Genomic DNA, 22500 nt, shown 5'->3' with positions numbered 1-22500 from the left:
GAGGATCTGCTCAGCGTCCACGGAATCGACAACAGCTTCACCATCTTGTGGGAGGTCGCGTACAACGTCTGGGTGTTCGTATTCGGTCCGAATATGCTGGGGCACCGCTTCGGGCTCTTCGTCATGAGCAGCCTGGCGCTGCTGTCGATCTACGCCTTCTTCACCGCTACCCTCGGGCGCGCATGGGGCGCAGCCATCGCTGCCGCGATGGCGCTGAACTACCTGTTCATCTGGATTTCGTACATCAGCTACATGAAGACGGACAGCTTCGTCTTTACCTACCTGACCCTCCTGTGGGCGGTGCTCATCTGGCGCGACCCGCGGCCGGTGGGCCGCTGGCTACTGTGCGGCCTGACCATTGGGCTGTCACTATTCTTCACGCCTACGGCCTGGTCGACCTTGGCGCTCGTAGGCGCGTTACTCGGCGTGTACGCTCTCGCGACCAACCGGTTCAGCGCTGCCATTACTCTGTGCGGCTCGGTGGCGCTGGTCGCCGCACCGATCTTGTTCGAGCTGCCGTGGCTGCTGCGGATGACGGCCAGCCAGGCTGGTCCGCTGCCTCAGTGGGACTACGTGGTGCGCATCTTGCGCGCGATCCTGCTCTCTCCCTACGAGTCCGGCATTGACCGGTTGGGCGTCCAGGGGGCCTTCCTCCGCTGGCCGTTGGGATCGCTGCACTTTGTGGGGATAGGCCTGGCCGCCCTGGCTCTATTGCCTCCCCTGCGCCGGCGGTTGCGCGTGCCGGATATCGCTCCGGTGTTGCTTGGGCTGTACCTTTCGGACGCCTTCCTAATGTCTCTGACCAACAAGGGCTATGGCTCGCCGTCCCACAAGCGGACGTACAACCTGCTCCCGCTGCAGGTCGCCTTCGCCATCCTGCCGGGATACGTCCTGTACGCTTGGGGCGCCCGACGCGCGTGGTGGCGCTATGCCGTGACCTGCCTCGTCATTGCGGCAATCGCTGTATATGGGTTCACGAACATGCGACTGATCATGTACCCGCAACGCGGAGTATACGGTAACAACATCTTTGACGGACTCATCGAGCTGCGGCAGCGCCATCCTGACCGTGCTGTGGTGTTGGTCACCTCGCGCGAAATCATTTCGGAAACGCTTGGGCGAACCGGTCTCTTTCACGTCGCCTATCGGATTGCGGACCGCCTCACCGTGTCCTCCGTGCTGGCCGATAGCACCGTCGAGCATGCCTGTGACGCTCAGGCGCTGCTCTGTTACGAGCCCAACGCGGATCGCGACCGCATGCAACCCATTCTCGATCGTTACCAGGGCAGGTTGAGGGATTTCCCGCTGCTCAACTCGGTCCAACTGGTGTGCTACGAGTGCGGGCCGGTGGAAAGGCCCCGGAGCTGAGTCCGCTGCCAGGGCACGTTGCTGCCGCCAATTCGTCAAGCGGAGGCGTGCAGACTCCTCTTCAACTCGTCGACCACTCGCCCCTGGTCAGCAGGCAAGAACCCCGGAAAGATGGGCAGGAAAAGACTGTCGCTGGCTGCCGCCTCGCTCTCCGCCAATACCAGGCCGGCCGTGCGCTCGCGGAAGTACGGCTCACGGTGTAACGGCTGAATGCCGTGGCGGCAGGAGATGCCGCGCGCCGCCATGCGCAGCACGAGATCGTGCGCACTGACGCGCGCCTGCGGACGCAGCCGAATGCAGTATGACGAGTAGGCGTGCTCTGCGTATGGCGGGACGTACGGAGGTTCGATCTCGTCGACCGGCGCCAGCGCTGCGTCGTAGACCTCGGCCTGTCGCCGGCGCTCGGCCAGCATTGCGGGCAAACGTCCGAGCTGCACCAACCCGATGGCGGCCTGCAGGTCGGTCAGACGGTAGTTGAAACCCGCCTCGACGTATTCCTGTACGATAGTTCCCTTCGCCTGGTGCCTCACCAGATCCGATACCGACGCGCCGGTTGATCGCAGGACGCGGGCACGTTCCGCCCACGCCTCGTTGTCGGTCACCAGCATGCCGCCCTCGCCGGTGGTGATCATCTTGCGCGGGTGGAAACTGAAGCAAGCCGGCACGCCCCGTCCGCCCGGCGCGCGGCCTTTGTAGCGCGCCCCCAACGCCGTTGCGGCGTCCTCGACGACAACGAGGTCGTACCGCCGGGCGAGCGCAACGAACGCATCCAGGTCAGCCGGCAGGCCGATCTGATCGACGACCAAGATGGCTCTGGTTCGCGGCGTGAGACGTGCCTCGGCGTCGGCGGGGTCCATGTTGAAAGTGCGGCGTTCAATATCCACAAACCGCGGTACGGCACCGGCAAGCAGGACGGCGTTGGCAGTCGCCATGCAGGTGAACGACGGGCAGAGCACGTCGTCGCCCGGTCGTACCCCGGCAACCAGCAGCCCCAGATGCAATGCCGCAGTGGCGGCATTGGTAGCGACCGCTTGCCGCGCGCCGACCAGGGCGGCGACGGCTCTCTCGAATTCGGCCGTCCTCGGTCCCATGCTCACCCAGCCCGACAGGATGACCTGGCGCACGGCCTCGGCTTCCTCCTCGCCCAGCCAGGGCTTCAGAAACGGAATCTGGTTCGCAAACAGCTCGTCGCTCACGACGCTCCTCCATCCCGGCGCGGCGCGAGCGACGCGCCGGGATGCCGGCGCAACTCGAACCATAGGTGCAGCATGTCTGCCAGTGACTCGTGGACCACGCGAAGAGTACCCGATGATGACTTGCCCGAGGCCCGCCGGTGGTAGTCGGCGTCAACCGCGACGACGCGGAATCCCGCGTGGTGCGCGCGCACGATGTGCTCGACCGTGATGAAGGCTGTGGCCTGCGACGCACACTCCGCCAGCAATAACGCGTCGCGCCGGTAGACCTGCACGAAGTTGTAGTCCGTGATGTCGAGTCCGAAGAGCCGACGGATGAGCGTCCGGTTGCCCCAGGAAACGAAGCGCCGCGCGATGCCGACCCCGGGATACGTGCGCCGCGTGACGACCACCACGTCGGCGTTCGGGAAAGGCGCGAGAACGCGCGCCAGGTCGGCGAAATCGAACGGACAATCCGCCGCGTTATGGGTCACCAACTCGTATTGCGCCAGTCCGAAGCCGAGCTTCAGGCAGCCGCCCTGCCGCAGGTTGTGCGGGTTGTGGATGACGCGGACCTGAGGCAGCTCACGCGCCAGAGCGTCGGCGATCTGCGGGGTGCGGTCAGTGCTGCAATCGTCGATCAGCAAGATCTCGAAGCGGCCCACCACTTCTTCCAGCCGGCACACATAGCGCCGTACCGTTGCCTCGATCAGGCGCTCCTCGTTGTGTGCCGGCAGAACGACGGAGAGCGACAGGTCGGGGAAGAGACTGCTCATTGTGGTCGCCAGCGTCACAGCACGCGCCGGTAGTCGAACCCGGTCTCGATCGGCCGCACGACGCGGGCGGGGACGCCGTAGGCGAGCACCCGCGGCGGCAGGTTGGTGACGACAGTCGCGCCGGCGCCGATCACCGTGTCGGCGCCGATGCGTAGGCGCGGCCCGATCGTTGTACCCATCCCGATGAACACCCCGCGTTCGATGTGCGCCCGCCCGCCAACACATACACCCGGGCTCAGGGAGACCCCCTCTTCGACGATCGAATCGTGTTCGACGATGACGCCCGTGTTGATGATCACATGCTGACCCACCCGCGCTCCCGAATTGACCACGGCTTGTGCGAAGACCACGCTCCCGGCGCTGACCTCCGCCGACGGCATGACCACGGCGCTGGGGTGCGCAACGGTGGCCCAGCGTATCGCGCGGGCACCCCAGTGGCGGGCGATACGCAACCGACGCGGGTTGTCGCCGATGGCGAGGACGGCAACAAACGAGAGCGGGTCGGCGTCACCGAGCCGGCGCAGCGGGCCGACGACCGATACGCCGGCGACGTCGTGCCCGTGCAGCGCCGGATCGTCGTCGAGAAAGCCGAGCACGACGGACGGATCTTGCATACGCCACGTCTCGGCAATGATCCGTCCGTGAGGACCGGCACCAATGATGTACCCGATGGTCACGCCTGCTTCTCTCGCACGGCCTGCTGTAGGGCCTCGATGACCTCGTCTTGCTCCTGCTCGGTCAGGCCAGCATACAAAGGGAGGATGAGCGCGCGGTCGCTCGCAGCCTCCGAACGTGGCAGCGACAGCGCGCCGCGAGCCGCATACGCTGGCTCCCGGTGCGCGGTCATCACGCCGCCGCGTGACGCGATTCCACGGTCCAGCAGGCGCCGCATGACCGTATCCCGGCTCGCCCCGTCGTAGTTCCGCAGGCGCACCGCGTATGACTGAACATTCCACTCGCCGTCGGGGCAGGCGGCCGGCGTCTCGATGATCGGGTGGGCGAGAAAGGCCCGATCATAGCGCGCGGCGAGCGCGCGGCGCCGGGCCAGCATCGCGGGTAGACGTTTGAGCTGCTCGATGCCGACCGCCGCTTGCAGATCGGTCATACGGTAATTGTAGCCCACCTCCAGATACGACTCGCGGACCACCGTGGCGGCCGCGTGGCGCACGGTGTCGGGAACGCTCATGCCGTGGTGGCGCAGCAGGCGCAGGCGCGCCGCATGGCGCTCCGAGGAGGTGGCGATCATGCCGCCATCCCCCGTGGTCACGATCTTGCGCGGGTGAAACGAGAAGCACACCAGCTCGCTGTGGCTGCCGATGGCCGCGCCGCGGTAGCGGCTGCCGATCGCACAGGCGGCATCCTCGATGAGTTGGAGACCGTGTCGGCGAGTCAGGTCGCTGAAGCCGTCGATGTCTGCCGGAAGCCCGAGCTGATGCACCAGAACGATCGCCTTGGTGCGCGGGGTGATACGGGCGCGTGCGTCCTCGATATCGAGGTTGAAGGTCGACTCGTCTACCTCGGCAAACACCGGAACGCCGCCCGCATGGACCACCGCGTTCGCCGTCGCGATGAACGACAGCGACGGGACGATGACCTCGTCACCGTAGCCGACGCCGGCACAGAGGAGCGCCAGGTGCAGCGCCGTTGTGCAGGAGGAGACAGCGACGGCGTGGCGCGCTTCACAGGCCGCCGCCATAGCGCGTTCGAACTCGGCCACCTTCGGCCCCTGCGTGATCCAGCCGGACTCGATCACGTCGCGCGCTGCGCGCCACTCGGGCTCGCCCATCTCCGGGCGCGCGATCTGAATGCGGACACCCACGGTCTATCCCCCCCATGCCTAGCGCGGCTGGCCGGCAGCCGCCAGCCGCCCCCGTCGCCAGCGCACGAGCTGCTCCAGTCCATCAGGGAGAGGAATCTCGGCGGAGAATCCGAGATCGCGTTGCGCGGCGCCGACGTCCGCCAGACGCCGCGGTACCGGGTTCACGGCGCGTGCCGGCTGGAACTCGGGCCGCAGGTCTTCTCGCCCCATGGCGCGCAGTAGTGCGTCGAGCAGTTGCAGGAGCGAGGTCTCGCTTCCGGAGCCCACGTTGTAGACCCGGTCCGCGACGTCTGAGCGCAAGGCCAGCACGTTGGCCCGTGCCACGTCGTGCACGTGGACGAAGTCCATCGTCTGTGAACCGTCGCCGAAGATAATCGGCGGCTCACCGGCATCGATGCGCTCCATCCACCGGATCAGCACCTCGGTGTACTTCCCAAATACGTCCATGCGCGGTCCATAGACGTTGAAATAGCGCAGGGCGACGTAGGACAGGGAATACATATCGTTAAATGAGCGCAGCAGTCCCTCGAGGAAGGTCTTGGTGGCACCGTACCAGGTACGGTTGTTATACGGGTGGTGGTCTTCGGACGTCGGAAAGGTCCCCGCCATGCCATAGACCGAGGCAGACGATGCGGCAAGGACGCGCTTGACGCCAAGCGAGCGCGCCGCCTCGACAACGTTGAAGGTGCCGGTGCACATGACCTCGAAGGCCTCACGCGCGTCCTCGGCGCAGGCGGTGATCCGCAGCGTTGCCATATGGATCACGGCGTCCATTCCACGGGTGGCGGCGCCTACCGTCTCGGCATCTCGGATGTCCCCCCGTATCAGAGAGACTCGGGGATCCTTCAAGGCGGCTGCAATGTTCGAGAGGTCGCCGCGCACCAGGTTGTCGAGAATGACGATCTGCGCGGGAGCGTGTTGCTCGAGGAGGAGGTCGATGGTGGTGGAGCCGATGAAACCGCAGCCGCCGGTGACCAGGATACGCGCGCCGTCAATCTGCATGGATGATCAGCCTCCCACTCTCTGTCCGGTCTCCCGTCCGTATGCCGGTGCCCCGTGTAGCACTCGACGAACGCAGGGGTCGAGAGGAGGCGGGTCTGTGCCACTTCTCATCGCAAGAGATAGGGAGAGCGCAAGCTTGGCGTGCCGTAGGCGCCCTGTGAGCCGGGGTGTCGTGTCCATGTCGCCGTGCGCCTTCGCGAGGCTCGCAAATCAGCGTGCCTCGTCCTCGACCAGCGAACGCAGGACGCGCGCCGGATTGCCGGCGACGATGGTGCGTGGCAGCACGTCGTCGGTGACCACTGCGCCGGCGCCAACGAGAGCCCCTTCGCCGATTGTCACCCCGGGAAGAATGACCGCGCCCGATCCGATGCTCGCCCCTCGCTGCACCCGTGTCGGCACAACGATCCAGTCGTCGGCCGACTGCAAGCTCCCGTCGGGGCGGCAGGCACGCGGGAGGATGTCGTTCGTAAAGCAGACGTGATGGCCAACGAAGACCTCGTCTTCAATCACCACCCCCTCGCAAATGAAGGCGTGGCTCGAAATCTTGCAGCGCGCCCCGACGATCGCGTTTCGCTGGATCTCGACGAAACAACCGATACGTGTGCCCTCGCCGATGGTGCACCCGTAGAGGTTGGCGAAGCCGTATATCTCTACGTCCCGTCCCAGTTGAACGTCTGATGCGATTCGGTTGAAAGCTTCCATCGATCACAGGTCGACGCGTATGCCGCCACGCGATAGAGAACGCTGCGCCGCCTCAAGCATGCGCACGACGCGCAGACCCTGGCTGCCCCCCGACACCGGCGGCATGCTATGTTCGATGCAGTCCGCGAAATGCTCGACCAGGAGGCGCAGGGGCTCGGTGGCATCCAGCCGCGGAGACAAGACGTCTCCGGAGCGATAGGAGATGAGGACGTCGCGAATACCTTCCGGGTCTCGGGACACATCGACGCCACGGTCGTAGACCTTGAGGCGTTCGGAAAGATCGAGTTCATTGTACAGGAGACTTCGCCGCGTGCCGCCGACGAGAAAGTGGCGTACCTTGACCGGCGACAACCAGTTCACATGTACCGACGCGAGGATATTGTCCCCGTAGTCAAGATGAAGGTAGGCCACGTCTTCACGGCCGCCGGCTGCGTGGCTGGCGCCGATGGCGGCGACGCTCCGTGGCTGGCGATCGATCAGGTGGTCGATGATCGCTAGATCGTGAGGCGCCAGATCCCAGATGACATTGACGTCGTGCTGAAACAGCCCGAGATTGATGCGTACGGAGTCGACGAACTGCACCTCTCCGATCTCCCCGGAGTGCACCAGTTCACACATCTTCCGCACCGCCGGACTATACAAGAAGACATGGTCAACCAGGAGAACCCGTGACACCTCGTTCGCCAGGGCGACCAGTTCCTCGGCTTCTGCCACCGATGCGGCCAGCGGCTTCTCGACCAGCACGTGTTTGCCGGCACGAAAAGCTGCCGCAGCGAGCCGGCAATGCGTCCCGACCGGCGTCGCGATTGCCACCGCGTCAACCGACGGATCGGCCAGCACGTCCGCCGCGTCGAGCGTTCGTTCAGCCGTCAGGCACTGTGTGCCCACCTGATCCAAGCGGGCGGGATTTGCGTCGCAAAGCCAGGATACCCGCGTCCGCGGGGTCGACCCGAAGTTGCGCACCAGATTCGGACCCCAGTAGCCGAGTCCAATGACTCCGACTCTGATCACCGATTCCTCCTGCGGCGGGTTTCTTCAGACTCGTTCCGTGCCTGCCCGGCGGCTTAGCGAAGGAGGCCACCGATTCGCCGATTTGGCGACGAAAAATCCGCGCCGTCGAGACGGTTGCCGATCGGCAGGTCTGACTGTCGCCGGTGAGGAAATGTAATTGGCCTCAGGTGGAAGACCGCCCCGGTCTTCCCACGGACAACGGGCCAGGGAGCGCCCGGTGGTTCAGTCAGTGCTTGTGCTCAACCTTCTTCCCGTAACTGACTTCGCCCTTGTCCACCCGGAGGGAAAACCCGCAATCGGGGTGAGTACAAACCCACGCCTTGAACATGACAGACGCCCCCTCTTGCCCATAATCAGACAATGGAATCAGTACCCCATTGTTGCACTTCTGGCATTTGGGGAGCTCCATCGCCACCTCCTTTCCCCGGAGCGGCCACAACGGCCGGTCCTGCCCACGCCGGCGGACTCTATAAGAAGAACCCAACCGAATCAACAACATAGTGACATGCTCGACCGTGCGGTTCCAGGAGGGGAGATGCCCCCGCCGCGAATCGAACGCGGACTACAGGTTCCGGAGACCTGTGTGATATCCTTTTCACCACGGGGGCCTGTGCGTCGCCGGGAGAGAGCGATTCGAGTTAGCACAGGCGCTCCGCCGCGGTCAAATGAGCCGAGCGATGATGGTGTTTGTGCGCTCCGGGAAAACCTGGCAAGCGCCTTTCGTTGACAAGCGGCGCCGGACTCACTAGCATCCCAGTTTTCATTACTGGGCGGAAGCCGGTCTCAGAACTGCTCGATAATGACCCCGAGGCGGCCTTCAGTAAGATTCATCCAGAGGTGCTGGCGGTGAAATCGACCATAGAAAGACTCGCCGCATTTGGTGCGTTGTCGGGCGGCGGCAGGGGCGCGGCCTGTCTCCGGGCCTGGGCATGCCTCGTTGCCACCTCAGAACGAGCGGCCCAGTCGTGGCGTGTGGATGGCCCCGGGACCCCTGCCACCGGGGTGCTCGATCGATGCTCTTACGGGCGCCAATGATGGGCGGTCGCCAAGCGGTAAGGCCCCGGACTTTGGATCCGGTATTCGAAGGTTCGAATCCTTCCCGCCCAGTACTGCGTCGTGCAATTTCGGGGGTGCCATGAAGAACCAGATCAAGGTCTTCGCCGGCAACTCCAACCCCGCCCTCGCCGATGCCGTGTGCGCGTACCTTGGCGTCGGCCGTGGTGCGGCCGAAGTCCGTCGGTTCAGCGACGGCGAGATATTGGTCGAGATCGACGAAAACGTTCGTGGCGGGGATGTGTTCGTGATCCAGTCGACGTGTACCCCCGTGAACGACAATCTGATTGAACTCCTCTTGATGCTCGATGCCTTCCGACGGGCCTCGGCCAGTCGCGTGACCGCAGTCGTCCCTTATTACGGGTACGCTCGCCAGGATCGTAAGGTGGCGCCACGAGTGCCGATCAGTGCGAAACTCGTTGCCGACCTGGTCACTACCGCGGGCGCCTCGCGCGTTCTTACAGTCGACCTCCACGCCGGCCAGATCCAGGGCTTCTTCAACATTCCAGTCGACAACCTGTTTGCCGCCCCGGTCGTCCTGAAATACGCGCGCGAACGACTGAACGGAGAAGACGTGACCGTCGTATCCCCCGATGCGGGCGGGGTCGAACGGGCACGTGCTTTCGCCAAGCACCTGGGCGCGGCGCTGGCCATCATCGATAAACGACGCATCCGCCCAAACGAAGTTGCCGAGATGCACATCGTTGGCGAGGTTCGTGACCGTACCGCTGTGCTGGTGGACGACATGATAGACACCGCCGGAACCCTGGTGGCGGCCGCCGCTGCTCTGCAGGAAAACGGAGCGCGTGCCGTTCTTGCTTGCTGCACTCATGCCGTTCTCTCCGGACAGGCGATCTCGCGCATTGAGCAGTCTGTTCTGCGAGAGCTTATAGTGACCGATACCATTCCCCTGCGCGGGGAGGCGCAGGTATGTTCCAAGATCAAGGTGCTCTCGGTGGCACGTCTCCTCGGCGAAGCCATCCGACGAACGCACCACGAGGAGTCCATTAGCTCGCTTTTTGTTTAGCGGGCCCTGCGCTCCCGGCAAGAATAAGGAAAGGTGTTCGTATGGAAGCTATCGAGTTCAACGTCGAGGTTCGCGGGGTGGCCGGAAAGGGCGCCGCCCGCCGCGCCCGCCGCACCGGCCGTGTGCCCGGGATCTTTTATGGACCGAAACGGCAATCCACGCCGGTGATGGTCGATGCGAAAGAATTCGCGCAAAAGGTGGTGGCGGTCGAGGGCTCGCAGCTTCTACGCCTGGCTTCCGGGTCCGACGAGGTGAATGGCCGCATCTCGATCCTCAAGGATACCCAGTACCACCCGGTTACCGGCGCCGTGCTGCACGCGGACTTCTATGAAGTCGACCTGCAGCAGGCTCTCCAGGTGCGGGTGCCGCTGCACTTCGTCGGTAAACCTCCCGGGGTGGCTGCGGGCGGCATCCTCCAGCCGCTGCGCCGCGAGGTTGAGGTCCAGTGCCTACCCCTCGACATTCCTCACGCGATCGACGTCGATGTCTCCAACCTCGGGATTCATGACTCGATCCACATAAGCGCCCTGACGCCACCTGCCGGAGCGAAGTTCGTATTCGAGGACGACTTCGGGCTCGTGACCGTGCTGCCGCCTACCGTCGAGGAAGTGAAGACCGAAGCTGTGGCCGAGGGGGCCCCGGCTGAGGGAGCCACCCCCGGCGAGCCCGCGAAGACGGAAGGTGAGAAGTGATGTGGGCTCGGGAGTCGATTTCCGACCGATCGCGGAGGTAAGGACTATTTTGCGCGGCGACGCAGCCCCAGGGCCGGACCGTTGGCCGCAAACCGGAGGGACCAGATGGTAAAATACGAAACGATGTTCGTGCTCCAACCCGAACTGCCCGAGGCGCAAGTGCGCGAAACCATCGACCGCGTGCGCCGGTTGATAGAGGGTATGGGTGGTGAGGTGGCAGACGTTCAGGACTGGGGTGTGCGCGAACTGGCCTACCAGATTGGCAAGCACTCCCGCGGAACGTATGTTCTTGCTCACTATGCGGCGCGCCCCGAAGTCGTCAAGGAGCTCGAGCGTACCTTCAAGATTGCGGATGAGGTTCTGCGCTTCATCTCCGTCCGCATGAACGAAACCAGAACCAGCGCGCGCCCCGAACCGCGGGAGAGTGCGATAACGGAAGGCGCGGCAACGGAGGCGGAGGCGGTCGACACCGCCGCGCCGGATCAGGGGAATTGATATGGCGATGCGAGGAGGCCGAGGGGGACGCAAGGGGCGTCCCGCCGGCGACGAGAAGGGCGGTTTTCGACGCCGCGGCCCGGCCCGACGTAAGGTTTGCCGCTTTTGCGCCGATAAGGACGCACAAATCGACTATAAGGACGCGCGTACCCTGGGTGGCTTCGTGACGGAACGCGGCAAAATCGTTCCGAGCAGAATCACGGGAAACTGCGCCAAGCACCAGAGGCGTTTGACCACCGCGATCAAACGCGCACGTAGCGTAGCCTTGCTGCCGTTTGCCGCCTCAGTAGTCTGACATGCTCCTGGCTTCCCGCGCCACGGTTGGTGTGGCGGCCACAAGTCTGGCACTGGCGCTAGCCACACTCGCCCCGGTTGCCGCGATACCGCTGTTCCTCGTGGCGCCGATTCCGGGGACGCTGCTCATAGCCACCGTCAAGCCCGCCGCCGGCTTTGTGTGGGCCACGCTGCTTGGCGCCATCGCGGGTGCCTTTTTCGGTGTGCATGCCGCCGTGGCCGTTCTGGGGCTGTGTACGTTGCCTGCCCTGGTCTGCGGCCTGGCCATCCGCCAACGGGGATCGGTGGAAGCGGTGGTAGCAGCCACTGCCGTCGCCTGGAGCGCCGGCGTTGCGGCGACGGCGTGGTCGACTACGGGCAGTGCCGCTGCCGTTCTAAGCGGCGTACGTGGCCTGCTCGAGCGCAGCGTGGAGCTTACTCTTGCCGCCGCGAGAGAGGCGGGTGCCGCGGCTACTGTCCTCGATTCGCTTGCCGCCGATAGCCCGGCCATCGTCGACGGGGTCATGAGTGTCCTGCCCGCCATCGTCCTGCTCATCGGTGGCGCTCTGGCGCTTACCAACCTGCTCGCGGTCAGGGCATGGTGGCGCGTTGCCGTGCGCATGAATCTGCGCCGCTGGCAGATGCCGGAAGCAGCCATCTGGGTGTTCATCGCCTCCGGGTTTGCGATGTTCTTGCCATCGACCGCGATCAGCCTGGTGGCCCGCAACATATTCGCCGTACTGCTCGGCTGTTACTTCTGTCAGGGGCTGGCGGTCGTGAGCTTCTATCTGGCTCGATTCCGTGTTCCACGTGGCTTTCGACTGGCCGGATATGCCCTGATCGCACTGCACCACCTGTTCGCCGGCCTTGTACTCGCCCTCGGCGTGCTGGATTTCTGGGCTAACTTCCGCCGCCTTCATTCGAGTACGGTCGGCTTTCAATCCGGGTCTGGCGGCAGTTGAAGGAGATTGGTTTATGGAAGTTATTTTGCGTGAAGATGTGCCGAACGTCGGAACCATAGGCGATATCGTCAAGGTTAAGCCGGGATTCGCTCGCAATTACCTGCTCCCCCGCGGTCTCGCGGTAATCGCCGACAATCGCAACTTGAGTGTTCTCGATCATCAAAAACGCGTCATGGCCGATCGGCGCGAACGCGAACGGCGGCAGGCGGAGGCTTCCGCACAGAAACTCGCCGCCGTGCGCCTGACCGTTACCGCACGCGCCGGAGAGGAAGGGCGCCTGTTCGGGTCGGTGACAAACATCGACATCGAACGCGCGCTCGCCGATCAAGGGTTTGCGATCGAACGCCGACGAATTCGCCTCGATGAGCCCATCAAGGTGATCGGCGAACACACCGTTCCGATTCAGCTCGGCGTGGGTGTCAATGCCCACGTTACCGTGGTGGTGAAGGCCGAGGAAGCCTAACTCAACGGGCACCCGACCGCGCGCATTCTGCGCGGGCCAGACCCCCCGCTGCGGCTTGCGCCGGAGCGCGCCGCCGTGGATGGTTGAAGGATGGAATGTGACCTGAAGCTGGCAGGTGGTCGTGTCATCGACGGCAGCGGTGCTGCGTCTCGTCGCGCCGATGTGGCAGTTGCCGGCGGAGTAATTACCGCGGTTGGCGACCTCGGCGATATCGACGCTGAAGTGACGGTCGACTGCAACGGCCGCATCGTCACACCGGGCTTCATCGACATCCACTCCCACGCGGATTGGCTTCTGCCCGGTGCCGATCATAGTGCCTTGATCGAACCGTTCATCCGGCAGGGCATGACAACCCTGGTGGGCGGCAACTGTGGTTTCAGCCCGGCGCCAATCACACCCGTCAACCGCCCCGGAGCGCAAGAAGCCAGCCGCCTCATCACCGATGGGGTCATTGATCTCCGCTGGGAGACGATGGACGAATTCCTTGACGTACTGGCCGCCGGCGGCGTCCCACTCAACGTCGCTCAACTGGTCGGCCACGGGACCGTGCGCAGCGCCGTCACCGGCACACTCAACCCCGCCCCACCTTCCGCGGACGAACTTCGGGAAATGGAAAGGCTCACTCGCACCTCGCTCGATGCGGGTTGCCTAGGTGTGAGCACCGGTCTCGGCTATCCGCCCGGGATCTTTGCCCAGGAAGACGAACTAATCAGCTTCGCTGCCTGCGCAGCCGCCGCCAACAAGCTCTTCACATCCCACCTCAAGGCGTACAGTTGGATCAGCGGCGCCTATACCACCGATCCCACCACCGAGTTCCATAATCTGGCAGCCGTCAAGGAGATCGTCCGGGTTGGTCAGGCGGCCCGCGTCCGACTCCAAATCAGCCACCTGATATTTGTTGGTCGAGGCACCTGGGCAAGTTATTCGGACGCCCTCCGCATCATCGACGATGCCCACCGCGGCGGTCTCGATGTCGCCTTCGATGCGTTTCCCTATACCGCCGGCAACACCACCGCCAGCGTCATCTTCCCCGCCTGGGTGCTGCCGCGGCTTGAGGAAGTCCTTGCCGACCAGCAGGAACGTGCCGACCTGCGCGCCTTCGCCGAAGCCGCCTTCGCGGCCGTGGGCTTCGGCCTCCCGGACATCCAGATCATGCATTGCAACGTGCCCGCGTGGGACCAATACGACGGCCTGCGCGTTACCGAGGCCGCCGCGCGCGCCGGCATGGACCCATTCGACTTCTATTGCCGCCTCGTCGTCGACAGCAACCGCAACGCCCGCGTGCTCAACCACACCTACAGCGGCGATCGCGGCGACGAAGATGCCCTTCGTGCCGTACTGCAACACCCCCTCTGCACCATCGAGACCGATACGTTCATCACTCATGCCGGACATCAGAATCCCGCCGCCTTCGGTACCTTCCCTCGTGTCCTCAGTACCTACGTGAAGGAGGGGCTCTTCTCCCTCGAGGAAGCGGTGCACAAGATGACCGGCGCCGCCGCCGAACGTCTGCGGTGGTCGGATCGCGGCTGGGTCCGCCCCAACTGCGCTGCCGACCTGGTCGTTCTCGACCCAGCCACGCTTCAGGATACCGCTTCTTTCGAGCACCCGGACCGTTTTCCGCTCGGGATCGAGCACGTGTTCGTCAATGGACACCACGTGGTCGACGGCCCCAGTTACAACGCGAACGCCAGGGCCGGCCAGGTGCTGCGTCACTAGGAGGTTCGGTTGAACCGGCGCTCGCCCCGCAAACGCCCCCTGCCTGCAGCGAGCTTGATCGCCGCCGTGGCGCTGGCGGTTGCCGGAGAGGGGCTGCGGCAGACCGCACATGCCGAACTGGTGCTCGAGTATGACGTCCGCTACGGACCGCTGACCATCCTCGCCGTGCAGGCGCGCGCCGACGTGACCGCCGAGACTTACCGCGCAACTACAGAAATGCGCACCGTCGGCGTCGTCGGGTGGTGGTTTCCCTGGACTTCCACCGCGACCTCCCTCGGCCACATCCTCGGCGCCGACTGGCGGCCCACCCGGCACCGGCTGCAAGGAAACTATCGCTCGGTGCGGCGAATCGTGGAGATCGACTACGACGCGACGGGGCCGGTTCGTGCCGTGGTCGAGCCCGCGCCGCAGGCGGACTGGCGCACCGAGGTTCCGGACCCACTCCGACGCGCGACTGTCGACCCGCTCACGGCGAGCCTTGCGGCGGCGCGTATACCATGCGACCGCACGCTTGCAGTCTTCGACGGCCGTCGACGGTACAACATGCACTTGCGCCCCCTCGATGCCCAGCCCCCGGCGCACGTCGCCGCCATCGCGGCCGGCCCGGCCAGGGGCTGCCGCGCCGACATTGAAGCCCTCGCCGGTTTCTGGGTGACAGACCCGCGAACCAGCGAAACGCCGACGTACCTGGACTTCTGGATCGCAGTCCCCGACGTCCATGTCGGGCCCGTACCGGTGGGTCTGTACCTCAGCGGTCCCGCCGGCGCGCTCGATATCCGCCTCACCGCCGCGACGCGAACTCAACCTCCGGACGCGTAGCCCTCGCCGCAGCCCGGCCACCCGGCGCGTCCCGGCGACACCCCGCTATGCGGGCTCGTCAGGTTCCATGAGCCCGCGGAATGCCGCCTCGGCCTCGGCGTACAGGGAATCCGCCATGCCGTCGTAGCGCGGCGAGAAGTGGAATACCTGCAGCCGTTTGACGCCGGCCATCCGCGCCAGCGTACCCGCCTGACGGGCCGTGAGGTGGTAACGCTTGGCGGCCTCTTCTCTGTCCCGGTCGAGGAAGAGCGACTCGCAGAAGAACACGTCCGCACCCGCAGCGAGGTCGACGACGCGCGCGACGTTGCCCCGACTGAAGATGGTGTCTGTCACATAGGCCAGCTTCTGGCCCGGCGTGACAACAATCAAGCGGTCCCGCAGGTCGCCGAGCGCAAAGGTCTGCTCGTGCACCTCGTCATCCCGGCGCCAGCGTACCGTTATCGGCGTTTGCGGTGGTTGGTTGCGCCGTATCGCGTCCTTCAACTCGTTGAGCCACCGTCCCGGAGGGATCCCAAGGTCCGCGAGCGCATCTGTGCGGACGTTAAGATGCGATGGCTCGGTTATCGAGTACCCCAGGCACGGAATGCGGTGATCGAGGATCGCGGCGCGCACTGTAAACGCATCCTCGTCGTGGAGGACGCCGGTGAACGGGCGGGTGCCCAGCTCCTCCGGCTGGAACGCCGCCGTTGCCGGCAAGCGGACGCTTCGGATCGACGCCGGGCCTACCTCGTGGACATCGATGACGAACGGATAGCCGTCCACCAGGTTCCATGTATATCCGTTCAGCTTACCTCGTACGTTACCGATGATTCCCGGCGGGCCGAAAACGGCTAGCGTTCCGCTGCGCGCAAGAAACAAGCGCAACACGCGATCGAATCCTATGAAGTGGTCGATATGGGTGTGGGTGACGAAGATCTGCCTCAGCCGCAGCAGAGCCGAAGCCGGTATCCGGTCGATACGGCCGAGATCGAACTGCACCGCCGCCCCTTGCCAGCGCAAGGTGACGTAGAGGCCAGGGTCGCCGAAAGGTCCGTTGACAAGACGCGGCAGGAAGGTCGACTTCACGGGGGCTACCGGTGTCGTCCGCGTCTCGGCGTGGCGCCGGACGGGACCCGACTGCATGGCTCGGATGGTCAAGACGCGGCCAGGTCGCGCAAGACAAGGTGCGCCGACTCGGCCATGATTTCCCGCAACACATCCCGCAAGGGCTTGTCGTAAACCTCGAGCTTACATACCAGGTTCGACAGCACCGCGAAGTACCGCTCTTTCACATTCGCGTTCATGGACGGGAGCCTCGACTCCATCGCCGCCAGGAATCGCTGGTGTACCATCGCGATGTCGCTATCCAGCCCTTTGGCGAGCGACAGGGTGTCGGCTCTTGCGGGCCCGGTCGGTCGATCTTCTGGCATGCCCGGAAACTATATTGCGGGCCAGGCCGATTCAAGTTACAGCACCGCCCCGCATGTCCAAGGACGCCTTAACGCGCGGAGGGCGAGCGGTATTCGCGCTCCTGGCTGTCGCGGCGATCGTTAGCGCCGGAACCGCAAACGCTATCCGCACCACCCTCGGTGGCCGCCGCGTCGACCTGGATGTCGCCACCGCTGTCCGCGAGGTCATCGAAGAGAACCGCGCCAGTACCCACGAGCCCACCCTCGTGCGCATGCGTGTACGCGCCGGCGCGGAGCTGACGGACTGGCTCCGCTTCGACTCGATGACGGTTGGAACGGTCGGTGGACCGACCCTGCTTCACACGCGTGCCGGCATCTACACCTGGACCGGGACCTTCCAGGATGTCTCTCCGGCCGTGGATTTCGAAGAGATCTACTTCGACATTAACGTCGCCGATTTCGACCTGCGCATCGGCAAGCAACGCCTCGCGTGGGGCAAGCTCGATCGGTTTCAACCGACCGATGTCCTCGCTCCGTTCAGCTATATCGACCCGCTCCTGCTCGACGAGGCCGAACGGAAGATTGGCGTTCCCGCGCTGCAGGGATCTTACTACCTGCCCGGATCGCTTGGCTGGCTGGAAGAGAACCGCTTCACCGTGGTCTGGGTGCCGCGCTACTTGCCGTACCGGTTTCCCGTTGCCGGGTGTACGCTCCGCGGCACGGCATCGCAGTGCGGGATCGAGCGCTGGTTTCCGCCGGCCGCCGTGCCGTCGCCCCCGTACTTTACCGTTCCCGCCGGTTCCTTTGTGCCACCCAATCCGCGTCTCGAGGTGCCGCTCACCTACGGCTTGCAGGATGACAACCTGCCGGCATTCAACCTCCCCAACAGTGGGATCGGCCTGCGTCACACGGCCCGCGTCGGTACCAGCGACGTAGCCCTGTACTACTACCACGGTTACGACAACAACCCTGCCTTCCTGCTCACGGCCGACGCCGCCGGCAATCCCGACCCGGCGAGCCCCATCGGCGTCAAGGACCTGCGCGGTATCACGACCCTCTCGCCGGCGTTCGCCGATGTCGACATGGGAGGATTCGACGTCGCTTACGCGTACGATCGCTTCGCGGTGCGCGGGGAAGCGGCCTTTATCAACGGCCGCAACTTCGCTCGCGACGTCAACTCCCTGCTCCGCGGTCCCACTCTTCCCGACTCGTTCAAGCGCGACCTCCAGCGCGCGCTCGTCCAGCTCGCGATGGGTGCCGGACGCGTGCCTGTTTCGCTGCCGCCGTCTGCCGTGAAGCGAAATGCCGTGGAATGGGGCCTGGGCGCCGATTACACTTATGAAGGGTACATGCTCCTCGTGCAGGTCAACCAGACCGACGTCATCGACAACGACGAACCGCTTCTCATTCAGAACATCGATACTCGCCTGCTCGCCAATCTCCGTAAGAGCTTCTTTTCCGACACGCTGCAGGCGCAATTGCTCGGATTGCAGGGCATCGAGAGCGGCTACTCCATGCTGCGCACCCGCATCCGTTACAAGTTCACCGACCACATCCTGGCTGAAGCGGGGTACCTATTCGTTTCCGGCCGGTCTCAGTCCGTCATCGGTCAGTACAAACGAAACGGCCAGGGATGGATTCAACTGGAGTACGTACTGTGAGGGGGGCCAGCGCATTGGGGCGCCGAGCGCTTGCGGGCATCCTGAGCGCACTGGCGGCGGCAACCGCACTTGCCGCTCCCGCCGCGGCCGTCACTCCGCCGCCGACCTACACGCGCGCCCGGACTGCCACGCCAACACCAACTGCCACTTTGTTGCCCACCGCCACACCTACCTCATCGCTTCTCGCCGACGCCAATTGCGACCGCGTCGGCTCCAGTGCCGATTTCTCCGCGGCGATCGTCGTGTCGGTCGAACCCGGACAATTCCCGGGCTGCCGGGGCGCCGATGTCTTTCGCGGTCGACCTCTCTCCGACATCGATTTTCTCGTCATATACCAGGATCTCTTTGCAACCTTCGACGGCCCCTGGACGCCGACCCCGACTGCCTCTGCGACCGTAACTGGCACGCCGACGCGCACCCCCTCCCGTTCCGCCACCAACAACCTCTCGCCTACGTCAACCCCGTCGGTCTCGCCGACCAATACACCGACGGTCACGCCCACCCGCACCCCGACCCCATTGCCGACGCTGACGCGAACGGTGACCTTCACGCGCACGCCGACGCGCACCCGTACCCCGACGCCAAGTCCCGTCCCCACCGGTGTCGCTTATCAACTCAGCGGCGACTGGGCCGTCAACTGGCAGAACCGCATCTGCTTCATCCTCGGCCAGCCGTTCGACTGGCTGCGCGACAGCACCTATCGGCTGACGGCGATCAGCGGGACTCTGGACATCGTCGATACGGTCGGCGGTGCCGTCATCGGCCGCGGCCTGGCGGTCGAGGGGACCGGCCCCAACTACACCGTCAGAGCTCGCTATCGCGTCGCCAGCAACCTCGTCTGCCAGCTCACCGGCGTGAAGGAGGAGTACGACTACGACTTCGTGTTCACCCTGCGAACCGACGGTACCGGTAGCGCGACGGCGGACTGGAGTTTCGGCGAAAACACCAATTGCGCAAGCTGCCGCGTCACCGACAACGCGTTCCTGGCGCGCACCCTCGGCCCGCGGTGACTGCACGCCGTGACCGGTCGGGCGGTCGAGTTACCGGCTCGGAGCCTATCCCGCGTCCCCCATCGCTATCCGCGCTACCTTCCGGCCGATTTCGATGGCGAAGTTGGTGCCCCGATCCCAGGGGTATACCTGGCTCATCGACGCGAAGTAGAGCCCCTTTACCGGCGTCCGGATATCCGGGATGTTGCGCGAGTGGTTCACCGAGGGTACGGGCTGCGCGTATGCCGTGCGCCAGAGCCACGAGTCTCTGACCCAACTGCGGTCGAACTGTGGGTTGAAACGCGTCAGCGTCGGAAGGAACTCGTCGAGGACTTCCTCCTTCGAGGCACTGAAGTAGCGATGCCCCGGGTCGAGATAGTCGCCGCAGTACACGATACGGTCGCCGCCGTAGTGCGCGGGACTCATGTAGTTCGTGTGCTCGACGAGCGCCAGGAACGGAAAGCCCGCGCTCTTCGGCAGGTTATACCAGTACACGTCAGGGGTGAGCTGGCGGTCGAGGGCGAGGACGACCACGACGGCGCCGAGCGACTTCAGTCGCAGGAGCGCTTCCGAGTACGCGGCCGGCAAGTCCGGGGCGACGCGGGCCATTGCCGCCGGCGAACTCGTCGAGATCACGGCGTCGTAGGTGGCCATGTCTCCCCCCGCCTCCACGCGGAGCCGAGCATCGCTCGTGCGGTGTATGCCGGTCACAGCCGCATTCAGGCGGACCGTGCCGCCCTGGCGGCGCACGACCTCCGCCAGCCGATCCATGAAAGCCTGAAAGCCGCCGGCGAATGTGCCGAGACGGGGCGTGCGCGCATGGATGCGCGCCCAGAACCATGCCATGTTGACAATAGGTAGGTTCTCCTCGCCGAACTTGCCGATCAGCATGGGCTTCCACATGACTTCGTACGCGCGCCGACCCATCCAGCGGCCCAGCCAGGCGTCCGCCGTAACGCGCTCGAGCGGTTGCCAGCGCGGATTCAACCGCAGATAAAGAGCCACCACCCCGCAACGCACGCGATCGACGAAGGGGATACCGGGGAAGCGCAGCACGGAAACCGGGGAGTCGAAGGCGTAGAACTTGCCCTCGTGGTACATGGCCGTGATTGGGCGGGGGAACAGGACCTGATCGCTCCACCCGAGTTCCTCGATCAGACCCAGGATCGCGGCGTCTGACGCAAACCAGTGATGGTAGTACTTCTCGAGTGTCCACTCCCAGTGCGGCGCCTTGAATCCGGCCGCCAACCCGCCGACGGCCGGTGCGCCCTCGTAAACGGTGACCGTGTGCCCGCTGCGGCTCAGGTCATACGCGGCAGCCAGGCCGGCCGGGCCGGCTCCAATGATCGCAATCTGCATAACGTACGCTGCTTAGCCGATCGGTTCGCAGTTGACCACCGGCCACGCCCGACGATAACTCCGCTCTTAAGCGACGGTTCTTTTGCGAAAGGCCGCCGGCCATGGTGTGTGCAGGCCCCGGTGCGATGTGGCTCGCCGTCGAATGACGCCCTTTCGGGGGTTCGGTTTCCGGTCTTCGAATCGTTTTCCCGGGGCGTTGCTCCGGGGCCTGGTGAATGGCCGTCCCTTCGGGCCTGAGCATCGGCGGGCGCCGCGGCGCCGGCCTCTCCTCCGTACTCGTACTCGTTCACGTACTCGTACACGGCCACTTCCGGGTAGAAGGGTGCTGGCTGGACACCCATACCGTGGAGGTCCTCGCATCCTCCGAGTAGAGACGTGGGTGTCCGCCATCTGCCCCACCCCTCGGGGTCGGAATCGGTATCGGAATCGGCATCGATCCGTTGCCCGTTGTACCCGGCCGACGGACTCGATGGCGGCTCGGTAGACCTCAAGTCGCTCGCAACCGGAGCGCCGGCCATACGCTCTGCTCAGAAGGGGCTTCCCAGCCTTGCTCGCGAATGCCGGACGGGATACGTAAGCGTTCAGATGAACCGGCGGTCGGGGAGCACCAGAGCATGACGCTCGATGACGCACAACGCGCGGAGATCGTCCGAATCGCGGCCGGCCACGGGGCACGGAGGGTCCGGTTGTTCGGTTCGCATGCCCACGGCAACCAGACTCCGGGGAGCGATGTCGACCTGCTTGTGGAACTTGCTCCCGAGCGCACGTTGCTCGACCTCATTGCCATCAAACAAGATGTCGAGGATCTCCTCGGCTGCCCGGTCGATGTCGTGACCGAAGCCGCGGTCAGCCCGTACATTCGGGATGAGGTATTGAAGACCGCTGTGCCCCTATGACCGGTGACGCGGTCTATCTCCGGCACATTCTTGAGGCGATATCCCTCATCGAGCGCTACGTCGCGGTTGGCCGTGACGTGTTCATGACCACCTCGCACTGGCAAGACGCGGTCATCCGGCAGCTTGAGATCATCGGCGAGGCTACCAAGCAACTGAGCCAGGGCCTGCGATCGCAACACCCGGAAGTGCCATGGCGCCGAATTGCCGGACTGCGCGACGTGTTGATCCACGGCTACATGGGCGTTGACCTCGACCGAGTGTGGGGCGTTACACAGCGCGATCTGCCCGGTCTGACGCAGCAACTCGAGGTGATCCTGCAGGAGACGGGCGAGCAGGATTGAACGCAACGGATGCCTGACGCCTACTCGTAGGCGCTACTGCGGGGCGTTCCCGAGGGCAACGAGGAGCTTGCCCGCGCGATGCCGCGATGCGGGTGTCCGGCATCCGTGACGAATTCACTTGACAATGTGAGTGAAGTGGCGGAGGGTTTGTCGTATGCAGCGAGGGGGGCTTCGGCGAGCGGCCGTTGACGAGCGGGTAACCCCGCTCCGCACGGGCCGGCGATCTGGATACGGCGAGTCGTCGATAGTTTGCGGTGTGGCACGATTCTGTCACGCACGCACGCACGCACGCACGCACGCACGCACGCACGCACGCACGCACGCAATTCTACCTGCTGCCTGAGCGGCGCGGGCCGCGGCCCGCCCGCCGGGTTTGTGAAAAAATCACACGACGGACCGCCACACCGTTCGTCCCGAGTAGCGCCCGTTCTTTCAGGGCGCGTATCGAGGGACGCCCGCCATCCGCGGTGCGCCCCTCGATACGCCGCCAGGAGAGGGCGGCTACTCGGGGTG

At 64.8% G+C, this 22500-nt stretch carries 23 protein-coding genes and 2 tRNA genes (1 of these 25 only partly in view); 14 read left to right on the top strand and 11 right to left on the bottom strand.

What is annotated here, in order from left to right; genetic code table 11:
* Positions 1-1368, top strand: partial view of a hypothetical protein gene (locus tag L6Q96_08245; protein MCK6554558.1) — the 3' portion only. Its footprint begins 393 nt before the window's first position; the window shows 1368 of its 1761 coding nt (coding positions 394-1761); the start codon falls outside the window, past its left edge; its stop codon occupies positions 1366-1368.
* A gap of 35 nt (positions 1369-1403) precedes the next feature.
* On the opposite strand, the gene L6Q96_08240 is transcribed toward L6Q96_08245, so the two are convergent.
* The 8 genes from L6Q96_08240 to L6Q96_08205 form a co-directional block, all read right to left on the bottom strand.
* Entirely contained in the window at positions 1404-2564 is a 1161-nt protein-coding gene (locus tag L6Q96_08240; GenBank protein ID MCK6554557.1) for a DegT/DnrJ/EryC1/StrS family aminotransferase, read from the bottom strand.
* Entirely contained in the window at positions 2561-3316 is a 756-nt protein-coding gene (locus L6Q96_08235; GenBank protein MCK6554556.1) for a glycosyltransferase family 2 protein, read from the bottom strand. Before L6Q96_08235 ends, L6Q96_08240 begins: the two co-directional genes overlap by 4 nt.
* A gap of 14 nt (positions 3317-3330) precedes the next feature.
* Complete coding sequence (locus L6Q96_08230; protein ID MCK6554555.1) at positions 3331-3993, bottom strand: acetyltransferase; 663 nt, start codon at positions 3991-3993, stop codon at positions 3331-3333.
* Positions 3990-5102 carry a DegT/DnrJ/EryC1/StrS family aminotransferase gene (locus L6Q96_08225; GenBank protein ID MCK6554554.1) on the bottom strand — a complete coding sequence of 371 codons (1113 nt, stop codon included), beginning with the start codon at positions 5100-5102 and terminating at the stop codon, positions 3990-3992. Before L6Q96_08225 ends, L6Q96_08230 begins: the two co-directional genes overlap by 4 nt.
* Positions 5103-5153: 51 nt before the next feature.
* Positions 5154-6137: an NAD-dependent epimerase/dehydratase family protein gene (locus L6Q96_08220; GenBank protein MCK6554553.1), complete on the bottom strand. Its 984-nt coding sequence runs from the start codon at positions 6135-6137 to the stop codon at positions 5154-5156.
* Between the two features lie 210 nt (positions 6138-6347).
* Complete coding sequence (locus tag L6Q96_08215; GenBank protein MCK6554552.1) at positions 6348-6839, bottom strand: N-acetyltransferase; 492 nt, start codon at positions 6837-6839, stop codon at positions 6348-6350.
* Between the two features lie 3 nt (positions 6840-6842).
* A complete protein-coding gene (locus L6Q96_08210; protein ID MCK6554551.1) occupies positions 6843-7850 on the bottom strand; it encodes a Gfo/Idh/MocA family oxidoreductase in 1008 nt (335 codons plus the stop codon).
* 536 nt (positions 7851-8386) lie between these two features.
* Positions 8387-8458: transfer RNA gene (locus L6Q96_08205), tRNA-Arg, on the bottom strand.
* Positions 8459-8885: 427 nt separating this feature from the next.
* On the opposite strand from L6Q96_08205, the gene L6Q96_08200 reads away from it, so the two are divergent.
* The 9 genes from L6Q96_08200 to L6Q96_08160 all read left to right on the top strand — a co-directional run bounded on the left by L6Q96_08200 (position 8886) and on the right by L6Q96_08160 (position 15353).
* Positions 8886-8957, top strand: a tRNA-Gln gene (locus tag L6Q96_08200).
* A 28-nt stretch (positions 8958-8985) separates the two neighbouring features.
* Entirely contained in the window at positions 8986-9930 is a 945-nt protein-coding gene (locus tag L6Q96_08195) for a ribose-phosphate pyrophosphokinase (protein ID MCK6554550.1), read from the top strand.
* A gap of 41 nt (positions 9931-9971) precedes the next feature.
* Entirely contained in the window at positions 9972-10622 is a 651-nt protein-coding gene (locus L6Q96_08190) for a 50S ribosomal protein L25 (GenBank protein MCK6554549.1), read from the top strand.
* Positions 10623-10727: 105 nt separating this feature from the next.
* The gene (rpsF, locus tag L6Q96_08185) at positions 10728-11117 is read left to right on the top strand and encodes a 30S ribosomal protein S6 (protein ID MCK6554548.1); all 390 of its coding nucleotides are present in this window, start codon (positions 10728-10730) and stop codon (positions 11115-11117) included.
* Position 11118: 1 nt separating this feature from the next.
* Positions 11119-11412 (top strand): 30S ribosomal protein S18, encoded by a 294-nt coding sequence (rpsR, locus tag L6Q96_08180; GenBank protein ID MCK6554547.1) that lies wholly within the window; start codon positions 11119-11121, stop codon positions 11410-11412.
* Position 11413: 1 nt separating this feature from the next.
* Positions 11414-12352 (top strand): YybS family protein, encoded by a 939-nt coding sequence (locus L6Q96_08175; GenBank protein MCK6554546.1) that lies wholly within the window; start codon positions 11414-11416, stop codon positions 12350-12352.
* 13 nt (positions 12353-12365) lie between these two features.
* Positions 12366-12815, top strand: coding sequence for a 50S ribosomal protein L9 (rplI, locus tag L6Q96_08170; protein MCK6554545.1), 450 nt, complete (start codon positions 12366-12368; stop codon positions 12813-12815).
* A 90-nt stretch (positions 12816-12905) separates the two neighbouring features.
* Positions 12906-14534 carry an amidohydrolase family protein gene (locus tag L6Q96_08165; protein ID MCK6554544.1) on the top strand — a complete coding sequence of 543 codons (1629 nt, stop codon included), beginning with the start codon at positions 12906-12908 and terminating at the stop codon, positions 14532-14534.
* A gap of 9 nt (positions 14535-14543) precedes the next feature.
* Positions 14544-15353 (top strand): DUF3108 domain-containing protein, encoded by an 810-nt coding sequence (locus L6Q96_08160; GenBank protein ID MCK6554543.1) that lies wholly within the window; start codon positions 14544-14546, stop codon positions 15351-15353.
* A 45-nt stretch (positions 15354-15398) separates the two neighbouring features.
* Here the strand turns inward: L6Q96_08160 and L6Q96_08155 are convergent, their stop codons facing one another.
* The gene (locus tag L6Q96_08155) at positions 15399-16475 is read right to left on the bottom strand and encodes a ribonuclease Z (GenBank protein MCK6554542.1); all 1077 of its coding nucleotides are present in this window, start codon (positions 16473-16475) and stop codon (positions 15399-15401) included.
* Between the two features lie 11 nt (positions 16476-16486).
* On the bottom strand, positions 16487-16762 hold the full coding sequence (locus L6Q96_08150) for a hypothetical protein (GenBank protein ID MCK6554541.1): 276 nt from the start codon (positions 16760-16762) through the stop codon (positions 16487-16489).
* Positions 16763-16815: 53 nt separating this feature from the next.
* On the opposite strand from L6Q96_08150, the gene L6Q96_08145 reads away from it, so the two are divergent.
* Positions 16816-18402, top strand: coding sequence for a hypothetical protein (locus tag L6Q96_08145; GenBank protein ID MCK6554540.1), 1587 nt, complete (start codon positions 16816-16818; stop codon positions 18400-18402).
* Positions 18399-19412: a hypothetical protein gene (locus L6Q96_08140; protein MCK6554539.1), complete on the top strand. Its 1014-nt coding sequence runs from the start codon at positions 18399-18401 to the stop codon at positions 19410-19412. The genes L6Q96_08145 and L6Q96_08140 overlap by 4 nt, the downstream gene beginning before the upstream one ends.
* Positions 19413-19457: 45 nt before the next feature.
* On the opposite strand, the gene L6Q96_08135 is transcribed toward L6Q96_08140, so the two are convergent.
* The gene (locus L6Q96_08135) at positions 19458-20750 is read right to left on the bottom strand and encodes an NAD(P)/FAD-dependent oxidoreductase (protein MCK6554538.1); all 1293 of its coding nucleotides are present in this window, start codon (positions 20748-20750) and stop codon (positions 19458-19460) included.
* A gap of 614 nt (positions 20751-21364) precedes the next feature.
* Between L6Q96_08135 and L6Q96_08130 the strand changes: the two genes are divergently transcribed.
* Positions 21365-21646, top strand: coding sequence for a nucleotidyltransferase family protein (locus L6Q96_08130; GenBank protein ID MCK6554537.1), 282 nt, complete (start codon positions 21365-21367; stop codon positions 21644-21646).
* Entirely contained in the window at positions 21643-21987 is a 345-nt protein-coding gene (locus L6Q96_08125; protein ID MCK6554536.1) for a DUF86 domain-containing protein, read from the top strand. Before L6Q96_08130 ends, L6Q96_08125 begins: the two co-directional genes overlap by 4 nt.
* Positions 21988-22500: the final 513 nt, after the last annotated feature.

The sequence above is a fragment of the Candidatus Binatia bacterium genome, assembly GCA_023150935.1.
Classification (GTDB): Bacteria; Desulfobacterota; Binatia; order HRBIN30; family HRBIN30; genus JAKLJW01.
Note: the sequence above shows the minus strand (reverse complement) of the source record. Positions and strands in the feature narration are given on the sequence as shown.